Source organism: Nocardiopsis eucommiae (assembly GCF_965344335.1).
In the GTDB taxonomy this organism is placed as follows: domain Bacteria; phylum Actinomycetota; class Actinomycetes; order Streptosporangiales; family Streptosporangiaceae; genus Nocardiopsis; species Nocardiopsis eucommiae.
The window spans coordinates 1-16,067 of record NZ_CBDRIY010000060.1 but is presented as its reverse complement, the minus strand read 5'-3'; the positions used below and the strand labels follow the sequence as shown (position 1 = coordinate 16,067).

Annotated in this window: 11 protein-coding genes; 10 read left to right on the top strand and 1 reads right to left on the bottom strand. The window is 72.5% G+C overall.

Features of this window, described 5'->3' with window-relative positions; all coding sequences use genetic code 11:
- The first annotated feature begins 148 nt into the window (after positions 1-148).
- The 8 genes from ACRWK8_RS25390 (at position 149) to thiC (ending at position 13,832) form a co-directional block, all read left to right on the top strand.
- Positions 149-1,999, top strand: a complete 1,851-nt coding sequence (locus tag ACRWK8_RS25390) for an SGNH/GDSL hydrolase family protein (protein WP_431873083.1) — start codon at positions 149-151, stop codon at positions 1,997-1,999.
- Positions 1,999-3,894: an MmpA family trehalose lipid delivery protein gene (locus ACRWK8_RS25385; RefSeq protein ID WP_431873082.1), complete on the top strand. Its 1,896-nt coding sequence runs from the start codon at positions 1,999-2,001 to the stop codon at positions 3,892-3,894. Before ACRWK8_RS25390 ends, ACRWK8_RS25385 begins: the two co-directional genes overlap by 1 nt.
- The gene (locus tag ACRWK8_RS25380) at positions 3,891-4,031 is read left to right on the top strand and encodes a hypothetical protein (RefSeq protein WP_017542507.1); all 141 of its coding nucleotides are present in this window, start codon (positions 3,891-3,893) and stop codon (positions 4,029-4,031) included. Before ACRWK8_RS25385 ends, ACRWK8_RS25380 begins: the two co-directional genes overlap by 4 nt.
- A 222-nt stretch (positions 4,032-4,253) precedes the next feature.
- Positions 4,254-5,609 carry a glycosyltransferase family 4 protein gene (locus ACRWK8_RS25375; RefSeq protein WP_431873081.1) on the top strand — a complete coding sequence of 452 codons (1,356 nt, stop codon included), beginning with the start codon at positions 4,254-4,256 and terminating at the stop codon, positions 5,607-5,609.
- Positions 5,606-10,051, top strand: coding sequence for an alpha-(1->3)-arabinofuranosyltransferase (locus tag ACRWK8_RS25370; protein WP_378743239.1), 4,446 nt, complete (start codon positions 5,606-5,608; stop codon positions 10,049-10,051). Before ACRWK8_RS25375 ends, ACRWK8_RS25370 begins: the two co-directional genes overlap by 4 nt.
- Positions 10,048-11,037, top strand: coding sequence for a cell envelope lipid trafficking protein PgfA (pgfA, locus tag ACRWK8_RS25365; protein WP_378743237.1), 990 nt, complete (start codon positions 10,048-10,050; stop codon positions 11,035-11,037). Before ACRWK8_RS25370 ends, pgfA begins: the two co-directional genes overlap by 4 nt.
- Before the next feature lie 41 nt (positions 11,038-11,078).
- Positions 11,079-11,933 carry an SOS response-associated peptidase gene (locus ACRWK8_RS25360; RefSeq protein WP_378743235.1) on the top strand — a complete coding sequence of 285 codons (855 nt, stop codon included), beginning with the start codon at positions 11,079-11,081 and terminating at the stop codon, positions 11,931-11,933.
- 231 nt (positions 11,934-12,164) lie between these two features.
- Entirely contained in the window at positions 12,165-13,832 is a 1,668-nt protein-coding gene (thiC, locus tag ACRWK8_RS25355; RefSeq protein ID WP_378743233.1) for a phosphomethylpyrimidine synthase ThiC, read from the top strand.
- Between the two features lie 45 nt (positions 13,833-13,877).
- Here thiC and ACRWK8_RS25350 read toward each other — a convergent pair whose 3' ends face one another.
- Complete coding sequence (locus ACRWK8_RS25350) at positions 13,878-14,699, bottom strand: class I SAM-dependent methyltransferase (RefSeq protein ID WP_378743231.1); 822 nt, start codon at positions 14,697-14,699, stop codon at positions 13,878-13,880.
- 347 nt (positions 14,700-15,046) lie between these two features.
- Between ACRWK8_RS25350 and ACRWK8_RS25345 the strand changes: the two genes are divergently transcribed.
- Positions 15,047-15,718: a sigma-70 family RNA polymerase sigma factor gene (locus ACRWK8_RS25345; RefSeq protein WP_378743229.1), complete on the top strand. Its 672-nt coding sequence runs from the start codon at positions 15,047-15,049 to the stop codon at positions 15,716-15,718.
- Positions 15,715-16,026: a mycothiol system anti-sigma-R factor gene (gene rsrA, locus ACRWK8_RS25340; RefSeq protein WP_378743227.1), complete on the top strand. Its 312-nt coding sequence runs from the start codon at positions 15,715-15,717 to the stop codon at positions 16,024-16,026. Before ACRWK8_RS25345 ends, rsrA begins: the two co-directional genes overlap by 4 nt.
- The last annotated feature ends 41 nt before the right edge of the window (positions 16,027-16,067 follow it).

Here is a 16,067-nt window from a genome sequence, read left to right as displayed (position 1 = left end):
GGCTGGGCCAGAAGGTTGACGGCATCCATATAACCAGTTCTAGTCTTGTCTGGCGAGTGACTACCCCCTGGTGGGCTGACGGTGGGGGTCGTCGCTCCGGTGCTGAACAGGAACCTGTAGCTATCGCGGCGGCGAGAGATGGGGCACGGTGCAGGACCCGGGCGAGGACGCCATCCCCGAGCAGCGCGACCCCGACGGACGGGCGCCCCGCGCCGACGACGACGCCCCCGCCCAGGCCGGTCGGAACCGCTGGTCGTGGCGCCTTCCGTACCGGCTGACCGCCGACTACTGGCGTGACCGCGACTGGCGCGACCTCGTGGTCTGGCGCCGCCCCGGCTCCCGGTTCGAGCCGGGCCCGCTCGGCCTGCTCGGCGTCATGCTCTCGGCCATGGCCGTCACCATGCTGCTCCTCCAGACCGGTTCGGGCGGGCTCGACGGGGGGCGGGACGCCGCCGACGACGCCCCCGTTCCGGTGCCCGGACCGCCCGACGGCGAACTGCGGATCATGATGGTGGGCGACGCCGCCACCCAGGGGAGCAGCGGGGACCACACCTGGCGCTACCACCTGTGGTCCCACCTGTCCCAGCAGGACGTGGAGTTCGACTTCGTCGGCCCCAGCGACGACATGTACTCCCTCGACTCCGAGGAACCCGGCGACCTCAACTACGCCGAACCCGACTTCGACACCGACCACGCGGCGCGCTGGGGCGCCACCGCGCGGGAGCTGTCCTCCGACATCGCGCAGGTCGCCGCGGAGCACGACCCCCAGTACCTGTTGCTGCTCGCCGGGACCGAGGACATCCTCGCCGGGGGCGGGGCGGACCAGGCACTCGACGGCGTCGCGGAGACCGTCTCCACGGTGCGCGTGGTGCTGGACGACGCCCGCTTCGTGGTGGGCGAGCTCCCCGACGTGGACGGCACCGACGACGACCGCCGGATCAACGACGAGATCGCCCGCTTCAACATGGGGCTGGTCGACCTCGCCGGTCAGCTCACCTCGGCCACCTCGCCCGTGGTCGTCGCGCAGGTCGCCAGGGAGTACGCGCCGGCCTTCGACAACTGGGACGCCACCCACCCCAACGTGCGCGGGGAACTCAAGATCGCCGCCGCCTTCGCGGACGCGCTGGCCGCGCCGTTGGGTGTGGGGGACGGGTTCCCGCGCCCCCTGCCCGAGCTCTCCGCCGGTCCGCTGACCGCGCCCGAGCCCGAGTACGAGGAGACCGACGACGGGCTGCTGCTGAGCTGGAAGAACGTGCCGGGGGCCACCGACTACCGCGTGGTGCAGCGCCGGGTGGAACCGGACCCCGACGACGCCGGGGTGATCCCCGCCGACGTCGAGAGCGCCGATGACGACCGGTTCGTGTTGGTCGGATCGCTCTTCAGCGGTGCCCGGTACGAGTTCGTCGTGCGTCCGCTCAAGGGCCGCGACGAGGGCACCGAGTCCGAACCCCTCCAGCTGGTGTGGGACGACGACCCCCCGCCCGCACCCTCCTGGGTCCGCGTGCACGACGGCGGGTCCCTCGTGACGTGGGAGGACGTGGCCGAGGCCGGGCACTACGAGGTGTGGCTCCGGCAGCTGGAGTGCGTTCCGGACCGGCGGGCCGCCACCGGTGACCGCCGCGTGTTCACCACCCCGCGCGACCTGACCGGCCCCCGTCCGGGGAACCCGGCCACCGACGACCAGGAGGTCCCCGGCGGCACGGAACCGGGGGTCGAGGAGCCGGGTCCGACCCCCACCCTGCGCCCGGAACCGCCCCGTGCCGACCCCGAACCCGCCCCCGAAGCCTCCGTCCCGGCGGCCCCCGCACCCCGCGAGTCCTGCGCTCCCCTCGACGGGCGGGGTCCCGGATCCGGCGACGGCTGGCGCTCCCTCGGCTCCGTCGGTGAGAGGCCGCGCTGGGCGGCGTCGGTGTCCGGTCCCCACGAGATCGTGGTCCGCAGCCACCGGGACCACGTGGAGGGCGGCTACTCCGGCAGCGTCGTCCTCTCGGAGCACTGATGCGGACCGCTGCGCGTGTGGCGGTCGGAGCGCTGCCCTGGCTGGTGGGCCTGCTCGCCGGGGCGCTCGCGCTGGGGCCCGCCCTCGGCCCGGGGTACGTGCTCCGGTACGACATGCTCTTCGTCCCCGGACTCTCGCTGCCCACGGTGCTGGCGGGCGCGGACGGCTTCCCGAGGGCGATCCCGAGCGACGCTGTGGTCGCCGCCCTCTCCCTCGTGCTTCCCGGGGACGCGGTGCAGACGCTGGCCCTGCTGGCGGTGTTCACGGTCGGGGGCGCGGGCGCCTTCCGGCTCCTGGTCCGCCTGGCGCCCGGGGCGTCCGCCGGTGGCGGGCGCGTGCTGGGCGCCGGGGCCGCCGCCGGTGTCCTGTACGTGTGGAACCCGTTCGTGGCGGAGCGGCTGCTGCTGGGGCAGTGGGCGGTGCTCCTGGGGTACGCGGGTCTGCCGTGGGTCCTGTGGGCGGTGGTGCGGTTGGCGTCGGACCGGACGGGGCTGGCCGGGGTGGTCCGCGCACTGGTCCCGGCGGCCGTCGGGGGGTTCTCCTCGGTGGTGCTGAGCGCGCTCACCGCCGGTCCCCAGGCTCTGGTCGGCCCGCGCCGTCTGCGGAACGCGGGCCTGTTCGCCCTGGCTCTGGTCCTGGTGTCGCTGCCGTGGCTGCTGCCGTCCCTGACCAGCGGCGCCGCGACGGACCCCGCGGGGGTGGAGGCCTTCGCTGCGCGCTCGGACACGCCCTTCGGCACGGTGGGGTCGCTGCTCCTGCTGGGCGGGGTGTGGAACGCGGGGGCTGTGCCGCCCGGCTACGGCGAACCGGTGACCGCCACGGCCCGGGCGCTGGTGTGCGCGCTCTCCCTGGCGGGCTGGGTCTGGTGGCTGTGGCGGGCCCGCCCGGTGGTGGGGGTCGGGCTGTCGGTGTCGGCGGCGGTCGGGTTCGGGATCGCGCTCCTCGGGGTCTCCGCTCCGGGCCGGGAGTTCCTGGCCGCGCTGATCGGACTGTGGCCCGGGTTCGGTCCGCTCCGTGACGGCCAGCTGTACCTGGCGCCGCTCTCCCTGGTGCAGGCGCTGGGAGCGGGCGCCGTGGTGCTGGGGCTGCTGCGTGTCCTGCCCGCCCATGAGGGGGCGGGCCGGGATCGAGCGGGGGCCACTGGGGAGGGGGAACGCCCCGGGGGCTCCCCGGTCCCGTTGTGGCGGGTGGTGACGGCGGTACTGGTGGTGCTGGCGCCCGTGGTGGTGTTGCCAGGACTGCTGTGGGGGGCCGGGGGACGGCTGACACCGGTGGAGTATCCGAGGGAGTGGGTGGCGGCCCAGGAGGCGGTGGCGGCCGACGACCGCCCGGGGGCGGTGCTGGTCCTGCCCTGGAGCGCCTACCGGGGACCGGAGTGGTCGGGTACGCCCGTGGTCGTGCTCGACCCGGCGACGAAGCTGTTCGACCGCCGCACGATCTGGAACGACGACCTCAGCGTCGGCACGGCCGACGGCGGCCGGGTCGTGGTGACCGGCGAGGACGCCCGAGCCCGGGAGGTCGCGCGCCTGCTCGAACCCGATCCCGCGACCGGCCTGCCAGGGGAGCGGTGGCGCTCCGATCCCGACGCCCTGGCGGAGCTCCTCGGTGCCCTCGGGGTCCGCTTCGTGGTCGTCTCGGCGCCGGTCGAGAACCGGTTCTGGTCTGGGGCGGAGTTCCTTTCCCCGGTGGTCGAAGGTGCCGATCTGGCTCTTCTGGAAGTGGATGACCAGCACATCAATGCGGACAAAGACCCGCGATCGGGGTTGGAAGTTACCAGTGGGTTAGTTACAGTTGGGGCAATCATCTGGTCTATGGCTAGATCAGGTTCTAGTCTCGGGTTCCAGCGTCCCCAACCAAGAACGGAGCGGGGCGCGCGGAAGGAGATCCCCAAGTGATCAAGGTAATCGCCGCCTGCGTGATCGGCGCGGCTCTGGCGGGGGGTGCCACCGTGGTGGCCACCAACCTCGCCACCGAGTCCACGGCGACCGCGGAACCGGTGAACGAAACCCTCTACAACTACGGCGACCGCTAGACGTCCGTACTTGCCGAGGCAGGCGGGCGCCCCGCCGCCAGTGGGGCGCCCGCCCCGCCCCCACGGTCGCACCCCTCGTGACCGACCATCCCCAATGACGCCCGGTCGACGGGCCCCTTCGGCGTGCGCTCGACGCTTCCCCCGAGTGCTCGCCCAGCGTGCGCACGCGTGTTCTCCGAGTGCGCGCCAGGGTCCGCCGGGCACCGCGCGGAAGGAGAGCGTGTGGTCTTCCAGAAGGTCCCAGCCCGGGTGGAGCCCGACCTCCCCACGGTCACCCCCGCCCAGGCCACCGTTCCCTCCCCGGCCGTGGCCCCCGAGTCCGCCACGACCTCCGCGCGGGTCGAACCCGACGACCCCGGGACCGACCCCGGCCCCCGCCTCGACGGCGTCCGGATCGTCATGATCAACTGGCGCGACCCCTGGCAGTCCACCGCCGGCGGCGCCGAGGAGTACGCCTGGCGGATCAGCCGCCACCTGGCCGAACGCGGCGCCATCGTCACCTTCCTGACCAGCCGCGAACCCCACCAGGCCCGGGTCGAGACCAAGGACGGCGTCGTCATCCGTCGCATGGGCGGCCGGTTCACCGTCTACCCGCGCGTCATGGCCTGGCTCGCCCTGTGGAGACGCGAGTACCACCTCGCCTTCGACTGCATGAACGGCGTCCCGTTCTTCTCCCGGCTGGTCCTGCGCCGCCGCACCAGGGTGGTCAGCGTGGTCCACCACGTCCACGACCTCCAGTTCAACGCCTACTTCCCGGCGCCGCTGGCCTGGCTGGGGCGGTTCCTGGAGTCGGCCGTGGCCTCCCGCGTCTACCGGAACTGCACCACCGTCACCGTCTCCGAGTCCTCCCGCGCCGCCATGCGCGACAAGCTCGGCTGGCGGGCGCCCATCGAGATCGTCCACAACGGCGGCCTGCCCGCGGCCCCGCCCGGAACGGACACCGCCCCGCCCCCGCTCACCGCCGACACCGCCCCCGCGCTCGTCAGCCTGGGCCGCCTCGTCGTGCAGAAGCGGGTCTCCCGCGTCGTCGACCTCGTGCGCGCGCTCGACGGCGCCCACCCCGGCCTGCGCGTCCACATCATCGGCAGGGGGCCCGAGGGCGAACACCTCGCGACGCAGGTGGCGCGGGACTGCCTCCAGGAGCGCGTGGACCTGCACGGATTCCTCTCCGAGGAGGACAAGGACACCGTCCTGGCCTCCTGCCACCTGCACGTGACCGCCTCCGAGTTCGAGGGGTGGGGCCTCACCGTCATCGAGGCCGCACGGCTCGGCGTGCCCACCGTGGCCTACGATGTGGACGGACTTCGCGATTCGGTCCGCGACGGCGAGACCGGATGGCTCGTCCGCGAGGGCGAGACCCTCCAGGACGTCGTCTCCCGTGCCCTGGCGGAACTGTCCGACCCCCGGCGCTCCGAGGAGGTGCGGCGGGCCTGCCGCGCCTGGGCGTCCCGGTTCACCTGGGAGGCCAGCGGGGCCCGCATGACCCGCCTGGTCGCCGCCGAACTCGGTCTGGACGCCCCCGCCCGCACCGCCCCCGGCACCCCCGACCCCACAGCAGGCAAGAAAGCGAAGATGTGACTTCGGCGGAATCCACCGCCAGGCGCGAACCGGAGGATTCCAGAACACCGACCGCCCCGGGCGGAGTGGACGAGCGGCTGCTGGCGCGGCTCAAGGTCCTCGCGGTGTGTCTGCTCCTGGGAGCACTGGCTGCGAGCATCGACCCCGGCAGGATCGTCAGCGACACCAAGATCGACCTGACGGTCAACCCCCTGGGGTTCATGGAGCGCGCCCTGCACCTGTGGGACGCCGCGTACTTCGGCCAGCTCCAGAACCAGGCCTACGGGTACTTCTTCCCCAACGGCCCCTTCCACCTGCTGTTCGACGTGCTCGGCATGCCCGAGTGGCTCATCCAGCGCCTGTGGATGGCCGTGCTGCTCATCGCCGCGTTCGTGGGGGTCTACAAGGTCGCGGAGGCCCTGGGCCTGGGCACCGTCAACACCCGCATCATCGCCGGTGTGGCCTACGCGCTCGCTCCGCGCGTGCTCACCCTGCTCTCGTACAACTCGGCCGAGCTCCAGCCCATGCTGCTCATGCCGTGGATCCTGCTGCCGCTCGTCCTGGGCGCCCGACACGGCTACCCGCCCGCGCGCATGGCGCTGCTCTCCGGGCTGGCCTTCCTCCTGTGCGGCGGCACCAACGCCGCCTCCGAACTGGCGGTCCTGGTCGTCCCCGGCCTCTACCTGTTGACCCGGGCGGGCGGGCCGCGCAAGTGGCGGCTGATCCTGTGGTGGTCGGGCGCGCTCGTCCTCGCGTCGTTCTGGTACATAGTCCCGCTGCTCATCATGTCGCGGTACGTGTACTCGTTCATGCCCTACACGGAGGACGCCGCCGTCACCACGGGGATCACGTCCCTGTTCAACGCCCTGCGCGGCACCTCCAACTGGATGGGCTTCCTGCCCGACATGGGCAACACCGCCCTGCCCTCGGGCGCGGAGCTCTCCCTGACCCCCTGGCTGGTCGCGGTCACCGCGCTGGTCGCCGGGCTGGGCCTGGCGGGGCTGATCAACCGGCGCACGCCCGAACGCCTCTTCCTCATCAGCTGCCTGCTGGTGGGCACCGCGATCGTCGTCGCCGGGTACACCGGTGCCCTCACCGGCCCCTTCGCTCCGACCATGCGCGAGCTGTTCGACGGCGCCCTCGCGCCCTTCCGCAACGTCCACAAGTTCGACGCGCTCATCCGCCTGCCGATCGTCCTGGGCCTCGCCCACCTGCCGGTCGTGGTCGCCCGCGACTGGGCCGATCGTCGTGGCGTCGGCGACCCCGGGGCCGTCGCCCGGGTCCGCAGGACCGTGGCCGGGGCCAGCGCCGCCGTCTTCCTCGTCACGCTCGCCCCCATCGCGACCGTCGGCATCGCCCCCAAGGGCGGGTTCGAGGAGATCCCGGACTACTGGTACGAGGCCGTGGAGTGGCTGGAGGACCGGGGCGACGAGCGCGGCATGACCATGGCGCTGCCCGGGTCCGCGCGCGGTGAGTACGAGTGGGGCCGCCCGCTCGACGAACCCGTGCAGCCGCTGCTCTCCGGCGCCTGGACCAACCACCAGATCATCCCGTGGGGCTCCTCCGGCATCTCGCGGATCAACCACGAGATCGACCAGCGGGTCTCCTCGGGGCGGGGGTCCGAGGGGCTCGCGGACACCTTCGCCCGGCTGGGCGTCACCCACCTGATCGTCCGCAACGACCTCCAGCGGGTGGGCAACAACGGCGGCTGGCCCGCCCGTGTCCACCAGTCGCTCCAGAACTCCCCGGGCATCAGTGAGGCCGCCGAGTTCGGGCCGGTGATCGGCTCGGTCGACCACTCGTCCGCCTCCCAGTGGTTCGACCAGCCGTACCCGTCCCTCACCGTCTACGAGGTGGAGGACGCCGCGCCCACGGTCGGCACCGTGCCCTCGGGCGACGCGCTCAGGGTCACCGGCGGCCCGGAGTCCGTCCTCCACCTGGCCGAGCAGGGCATGGTCAACGACGACCGCCCGATCCTGATCGGGGACGACCCCGGCGCGGACGCCGTCGCCGCCGAGGACACGATCGTCACCGACACCGTCCGGCGCCGCGAGGTCGTCTACTCCGACGTGCGCCGCAACGTCTCCGCCACCCTGACCGAGGACCAGGAGCTGGAGCGCGACGTCCCCGCGCCCGACATCATGGACCCCGCCTGGGAGGAGTACGTCTCCCATGCCGAGGACCTGGGCGTGGCCGGGGTGACCGCGTCGAGCTCCGAGGCCGGGGTGGAGTCCCGGGCCAGCGACCGCGACCCGGGGCACGCCCCCCACGCGGCCCTGGACGCCGACCTCGGCACCGCCTGGCGCTCCAGCGCGTTCGCGGGAGCCATCGGCCAGTGGATCGAGGTCGAGTTCGAGGAGCCCCGGGACCTCAGCGGTCTGAGCGTGGCCTTCGAGCAGCTGTCCGGAGAGCCGCCGCCCTCGCGGGTCACCCTCGTCACCGACGAGGGGCGCACCGAGGCGGCCGTGGCCGCCACCGACGAGCCCCAGGAGCTGGCCGCCCCGCCGGGTCCCACCACCACGCTGCGGGTGCGGATCGACGAACTGGCCTGGGAACCGGAGTACCGCTTCGGCACCCGGGTCGGGATCTCCATGATCTCCCTGCCCGGTCTGGAGGCCACCCGCACCCTGCGGGTGCCCGGGCCCGCCGACGCCGGATCCCACCTCTTCACCGGGTCGACGGGCACCGCCCCCGGCTGCATGGAGGGGTCGCACGTGTGGGTGTGCAACCCGCGCCTGGAGGTGAGCGGTGAGGACTCCAGCAGGCTCGACCGCACCTTCGAACTCTCCGAGGAGGCCGCGGCCGGACCGCACTCCATCTCCGGCGAAGTGGTGCTCACCGACCCCCGGGAGGCGGAGAACGCCGCCAACCGCGCCGACGGGTACCCCCGGGTGACCGGCTCCTCCACGGCCGTCGGCCACCCCGCCGCCATGGGCCGGGGCGCGCTCGACGACGACGAGACCACCGTCTGGTACCCCGACCCGGAGGAGAAGGCCCCCTGGCTCGACGTCGAGCTGGGCGAGCCGACCTCGATCGACCACATGAGGGTCGAGTTTCCCCGCGCCGACAGCGTGATGCGGCCGATCCGCGTCACCGTGGAGGGAGGCGGCACCGTCCGTGAGGGATGGCTGGACGGCAGCGGTCGCGTCGACTTCGCGGAACTGACCGCCTCGTCCCTCCGGGTGACCTTCGAGCGCCCCGAGGGGCAGGCCCTGGAGATCGGCACGGTCGACCTCCCCGGGGTCCCCGCCGTGGACCCGCTCCCCGAAGGCGACGCGTCCACCACCTGCGGTCTGGGCCCGACCCTGCGCGTCAACGACCGGCGCGTGGAGACGAGGATCAGCGACGGCACCCTCGCGGACCAGCTCACCGGACGTCCGTTGCGCTACGAGACGTGCACCGACCTCGACCTCACCGAGGGCGAGAACCGGATCGTGGTCGACCCGGGCAACCGCTACCAGGTGCGCTCGGCACTCGTCGGGACCGGGGACGGCCCCGGCACCGCCGGAGGGACGCCCGAGGTCCGCATGGCCGAGGTCGACACCGTGCACTCCTGGGGGCCGGGGGAGCGCCGCTTCGACGTGGACGTCGACGAGGACAGCCTCCTGGTGGTCAACGAGAACTTCAACGAGGGCTGGGAGGCCCGGATCGACGGCGGCGACGGTCCGCTCGAACCGGTGCGGCTGGAGGGCTGGAAACAGGCCTGGGTGCTTCCCGAGGCGAGCTCGGGCACCGTCACCCTCACCTACACCCCCGACGCCGTGTACCACCGTGTGCTGGTGGCGGGCGGGGCCCTGGCCGCCCTTCTCGTCGTGCTGGCGCTGTGGCCGCGCCGCTGGCTGCCGGGCGGGAGGCGGCTCACGGCCGAGCCCCCGCGCGGTGCGCGCGCCCTGCCCGGCACCGGTCCCGGATGGCTGCCCCGGCGCGTGGTGCTGCCGCTGGGCCTGGCCTACGGGGTGTGGATCGCGGGCTGGGCCGGTGCGGCCGCGGTCGGCGTGATCCTGCTGACCCTGTGGTGGCTGGCCCGTCGGGCCCCCAGGCGACTGCGCCACGCGAAGCCCGGGCGACCGTCCCTGGGCGGCCGGGCCCTGCCCCACCTGGCGGGTCCGTGGGTGGTCACGGTGTCGTTGGCCCTGGCCGGACTGGCCATGGCCTCGGGGACCCACCTCGTGGTGAACATGCCCTTCCACGACATCACCGAGACCCTCGGCACGGCGCTGCGCGGCTGGGTACCGCAGGTCCTGTGCCTGCCCGCGATGGCCCGTCTCGTCCTCGCACTGGGACAGCGCGGAGCCGAGCACGATCCCCCCTCGGGCACGCCGGAGGAGGGCGCCGAGGGGGCCACGGCCGACGCCGACGGCGAGCGTCGGGAGACCGCACCGTCCGAGAACGGATCCGGGCCGAGCCACGGAACCGTACGCCTGCCCGAGGCCGGTCACGACGTCGAGGAGGTGCGCGGGTGAGGATCCCGACGCGGACGGCCCAGGAGCCTGGACGGAGCCTGCCCCGGGGCACGGTCCTGGTGGCGGCCGGTGCGTTCCTGCTGACCCTGGCCCTGCTCCTGCCGCTGTACGTGCACGACCGGGTCGCCCCGCACCCGGCCGACGCCTCCCTCGGCCTGCGCATGGTCGACGACGACGCCCGTTTCCTGGACACCGCGACCTGGACCCTGGCGGAGGGGGTCGACCTCGAACGGGACACCCGGGTGGAGGCCTCCGCGCACGGCGCCGACTGGTCGGCCTGGGAGATGACGGTGAACACCACCTCCTCGGAGCGGGTGCTCGACCACTGGAGCCGTCGGGTGATCGTGGACCGGGAGACCGGCCGGGCCGTGAACTGCTGCGGTGAGCACGTCGACGGTGACCGCGCGGTGCGCCAGGCCGGGCTGGTCCTGTACTGGCCGCCGGGGGCGCCCGAAGGGGACCACTCCTTCTACGACGCCGAGGTGCGCTCGGCGCCCTCGGTCGTGTTCGAGGAGGACGACGAGGTCGCCGGGGTGGCGGTGCGCCGCTACACACAGACCGTGGACGCCACCCAGGTCCCCGACTCCGCGCGGGACGTACCGGCCGCGTTGTTCGACCCCGACGCCGAGGGCACGGTCAGCGTGAACCGGTGGCTCACGGCGGAGCGGACCTTCTGGGTCGAGCCGACCACCGGCATCCTGGTGAACCTGGAGGAGAGCAGGTCCGAGACCCTGCGCCCGCAGAACGGCTCGGGCGAGGTGGAACTGCTCGACGCCGAGCTGGCGCTGGCGGAGGGACAGGTCTCCGGGTACGCCGAGCAGGCCCGGGTGCGGTCGCTGCTGCTGCGCGGACTCGACCTCTGGGCCCCCTGGACCCTGGGCCCGGTCGGTGCGGTCGCGGTCCTGGCCGGGCTGCTCGGTGCCTGGCGTGCCCGGCCCCCCGAGCAACCGGGGGAGCGTGCGCGGGAGGACGCCGGAACCGCCTGACCGCGCGGGGGACCGTGGGCGGATCGCATAGGATCGCGGCCATGTGCGGTCGCTATGCCCAGTCCAGGAACGTGCACCAACTCCAGCTGGCCTTCTCCCTCCCCGAGGAGGCAGTGGGCGCCGCGGGGGACCCACGCGCCTGGCCCCCTCTGGAGGAGCTCGACCCGGACTACAACGTCGCGCCGGGCAGCCCGGTGTACGCCGTGCTCGGGCCCCCGCCCCAGGGCCACCCCACCGGCGAACCCGGGCCGCGCTCCCTGCACACCATGCGCTGGGGCCTCGTGCCCTCCTGGGCCAAGGACCGCAACGTCGGCTACCGGATGATCAACGCCCGTGGCGAGACCGTCGCGGACAAGCCCGCCTTCCGGGTCGCCTACCGGCGCCGCCGCTGCCTCATCCCCGCCGACGCCTACTACGAGTGGCAGCTGCTCAACAGGGACGGCACCGCCGAGGCCAGCACGTCGCCCGTCACCGACCCCCAGCACCGGAAGCGCAAGGCGAAGGCGGCCAAGAAGCCCTTCTCCGTCCACTACCCGGGGGACGAGCCGCTCGCCATGGCCGGGATCTTCGAGCGCTGGCGCGACCCCGAGGTCGACGACCAGAACGACCCCGCCGCCTGGGTGTGGACCTGCGCCGTCATCACCACCGAGGCCGCGCCCGAACTCGCTCACATCCACGAACGCATGCCCGTCGTGGTGCCGCGCGAGGACTGGGCCGTCTGGCTCGATCCCACCACGGGCGCCGACGAGCTCGCCGACCTGCTGGACCGGACCCCGGTGGACCGGTTCGCGGTGGACGAGGTCTCCACCGACGTCAACAGCGTCAGGAACAACCGCCCCGACCTGCTGGAACCGGTGGAGGACGCCGTCCCCGCCGAACCGGAGACACTTTTCTGACCCGGGCGAGGCTGGACAGGCCCGGGGACGGCCTGTGTATGGTGTGCGAGGCCACGGGGGAGTGCTTCCCCCGGCCCGGGACACCGTGATCGAGATGTCCCGGCACGTTCGACGTGCGCACATGTGAATACGCAACGCGGGAGCTCGCGCCATGGCGGGCTGAGAGGGCGACTCAAGGGTGTCGCCGACCGCAGAACCTGTTCGGGTAATTCCGACGTAGGGAGGCATGCCATGACGGCTATCGACGGTCGTGACGTTTCCACCACCGACGAGCACCGGGTGACCACGGGTCCCATCATGGGATCTCGTAAGGTCCACGAGGAGATCACCACCCCCGGGGGCACGACCCTCCGCGTCCCGCGCCGCCGGGTGGATCTCAGCAACGGCAGCCACTTCGATCTGTACGACACCTCCGGCCCGTACACCGACGACTCCGCACACATCGACGTCCACCGGGGACTCCCGCGCACCCGCGCGTCCTGGGCACCGGCCCCCGTCGACGGCGCGGTCACCCAGCTGGCCCACGCCCGGGCCGGGACCATCACCCCCGAGATGCGTTTCGTGGCCGCCCGCGAGGGGGCCGACCCCGAGTTCGTCCGCGACGAGGTCGCGATCGGCCGCGCGGTCATCCCGGTCAACCGCAACCACCCCGAGTCCGAACCCACCATCATCGGCAAGAACTTCCTCGTGAAGATCAACGCCAACATCGGCAACTCCGCCGTCACCTCCTCGGTGCCCGAGGAGGTCGAGAAGATGGTGTGGGCGACCCGCTGGGGCGCCGACACCGTGATGGACCTGTCCACCGGCAAGCGCATCCACGAGACCCGCGAACGCATCATCCGCAACGCGCCGGTGCCCATCGGCACCGTCCCGATCTACCAGGCTCTGGAGAAGGTCGACGGCGACCCCACCAAGCTGAGCTGGGAGATCTACCGCGAGACCGTCATCGAGCAGGCCGAACAGGGCGTGGACTACATGACCGTCCACGCGGGCGTCCTGCTCCGGTACGTCCCGCTGGCCGCCCGCCGGGTGACCGGCATCGTCTCGCGCGGCGGCTCCATCATGGCCGCCTGGTGCCTGGCCCACCACCGGGAGAGCTTCCTCTACACGCACTTCGAGGAGCTCTGCGAGATCCTCCGCCGCTACGACGTCACCTTCTCCCTCGGTGACGGCCTGCGCCCCGGCTCCATCGCGGACGCCAACGACGAGGCCCAGTTCGCCGAACTGCGGACACTCGGGGAGCTCACCCACATCGCCCGCTCGCACGACGTGCAGGTGATGATCGAGGGCCCCGGCCACGTGCCGATGGACAAGATCAAGGAGAACGTGCGCCTGGAGGAGGAGCTGTGCGGCGAGGCGCCGTTCTACACGCTCGGCCCCCTGGCCACGGACGTCGCTCCGGGCTACGACCACATCACCTCCGCGATCGGCGCCGCGCAGATCGGCTGGCACGGCACCGCGATGCTCTGCTACGTGACCCCCAAGGAGCACCTGGGGCTGCCCAACCGCGACGACGTCAAGACCGGCGTCATCACCTACAAGCTCGCCGCCCACGCCGCCGACGTCGCCAAGGGCCACGCCCGCGCCCAGGAGTGGGACGACGAGCTGTCCAGGGCGCGCTTCGAGTTCCGGTGGCAGGACCAGTTCCACCTGTCGCTGGACCCGGAGACCGCGCAGGCCTTCCACGACGAGACCCTGCCCGCCGAACCCGCCAAGACCGCGCACTTCTGCTCCATGTGCGGACCCAAGTTCTGCTCGATGAAGATCTCCCAGGACGTGCGCAGGTACGCCGAGGAGCACGGCCTGGACACCGTCGAGGCGATCGAGAGGGGCATGGCCGACAAGTCCGCCGAGTTCGCCGAGGGCGGCAACCGCGTCTACCTCCCGCTCGCCGACTAGTCGACGGGCGTGACGGGCCCGTCGCTCCGCAGGGGGCGGCGGGCCCTATGCGGGCTTGTGGGCACTGGCGACCAGGTGGACGCCGACGTAGTCGTCGGAGTCGGCGGCCCGCAGCTCCATCTCCACCAGCCGTGCCATGGAACGGGGATCACGGGCCAGCATCAGCTCCACGGTGGAGGCCGACAGCACCGTGCGCGGCTTGATCCACTCCAGCTCCAGACCGGCCTCGGTGACCATCTCCGTCAGCTGCTCCGCGGTGAAGCAGCGGGTGATCGAACCGTCCGGCCAGGGCACCAGGAGCACGTCCGCGCTGGGGGCGTGGCTCAGCTCCGGCCAGGCGTCCTGCTCGGCCAGCAGCGCCATGCCCAGGACCACGGAGTCGACGCAGACCAGCACCCGGCCGCCGGGGCGCAGCACCCGGGCCACCTCGGACATCGACGACTCGGTGGCCAGCTGCCGGGAGAACACCCGGTTGTCCGCGATGACCCCGTCGAAGGACTCGGGGCTGAAGGCGCGCAGGAAGGCGGAGTCACCGACCACGTGCCGGAGCCGACCGCGCGGCGTGGGGGGCGGTACCACGGCGCGACCGTTGACCAGGGTGAGCGGACGGCGCATGGCCATGTCCACCGAGGGCAGCAGGGTGACGACGTCGTGTCCGGCGGCCACGGCGCGCGGAGTGCCCTGGAAGTCGGGGCTGGACAGGTCGAGGAGCCGGGCGGGCCGCTCGGGCAGCCAGCGGCTGATCTGCGCCTCCGCGACCGCCCAGTAGAAACGCCAGTAGTCCGAGAGCCGGTCCGTGGTGGCGAACTGGGCGGCGGGCGATCGGGGGCGGTCGGAGGCCGGAGTCGAGGACGGTCGCACGTGCACTCCTCTCCCATCCTTCAGTGAGTCCTACCCGCACTCTGCCATGCCTCACCTTCACCGACGCGGTCAAACCACAAACTTCGGATCCGGGACCCCGTCCCGCTCCCAGGGCGGAATCAGCTCGCGGAGGTCGTTGTTGTCACCAGCACCGTCCGGGACGTGGTTCCGGAGCGGGAACTCGGGAGCAGGGAAGGGGTTGGATCAGGAGCATGCCGACCGCTGGTGCGTGCCTGGAGCGCGGGGAAACGGCGTTGGCGCCACGCGGCGTCGACGCGCAGGTCGGGGGTGTGGGAACGTATCGTTGGGATACGGACACCCCACCAGGGACCAGCGCGAGGAGGCCGAAGGGCTTGGACCAGAGCCAGGAGACAGCCGGGGAACGGGACGAGCGGTTCGAGAGGGACGTGCTTCCCTTCCTCGACCAGCTCTACTCGGCGGCGCTGCGCATGACACGCAACCCCTCGGACGCCGAGGACCTGGTGCAGGAGACCTTCGCCAAGGCGTTCGGTTCCTTCCACCAGTTCAAGGAGGGGACCAACCTCAAGGCGTGGCTGTACCGCATCCTCACGAACACCTTCATCAACTCCTACCGCAAGAAGCAGCGGGAGCCGAAGCAGGCCGGGACCGAGGACGTCGAGGACTGGCAGCTCGCCCAGGCCGCCTCGCACACGGCGGCGGGGCTGAAGTCCGCCGAGGCCGAGGCGCTTGAACACCTCCCCGACAGCGACGTCAAGCGCGCCCTCCAGGAGCTTCCCGAGGACTTCCGGATCGCGGTGTACCTCGCGGACGTCGAGGGCTTCGCGTACAAGGAGGTCGCCGAGATCATGGGCACCCCCATCGGGACGGTCATGTCCCGGCTGCACAGAGGGCGGCGCCAGCTGCGTTCCCACCTCGAGGAGTACGCGGTGGACCGTGGTTTCCTCGCCGCGACCAGAGCCGCGGAGGCGTCGGCCGTCGCGTCGGGGTCGGCGGCGGGGGGTCGAGCACAGGTGAGCGGGTCGGATCGAGGAGATCGGCAATGAGCGGCGGTCACGACAAGTCGGAGACGGACACCCCGTGCAGCGAGGTGCTCGACAAGCTGTACACCTACCTTGACGGTGAGCTGGCGGAGAGCGACTGCCCCGAGGTCAGGGCGCACCTGGACGGGTGCAGCCCCTGCCTGGACGAGTACGGTCTGGAAGAGGCCGTGAAGAAGCTCGTCGCCAAGCACTGCGGTTGCGATCCGGTCCCGCTGGACCTGCGTGACAAGGTCCTCGGGCGGCTCGCGGAGGCGCGCAACGAGCAGCTGGCCCGTGAGGCGAGGGCGGACTCCCCCGGGGCGCCCGCCTGACACGGGTCCGATCCGTCGGCGGCCCCGGGCCGCCCGGGACG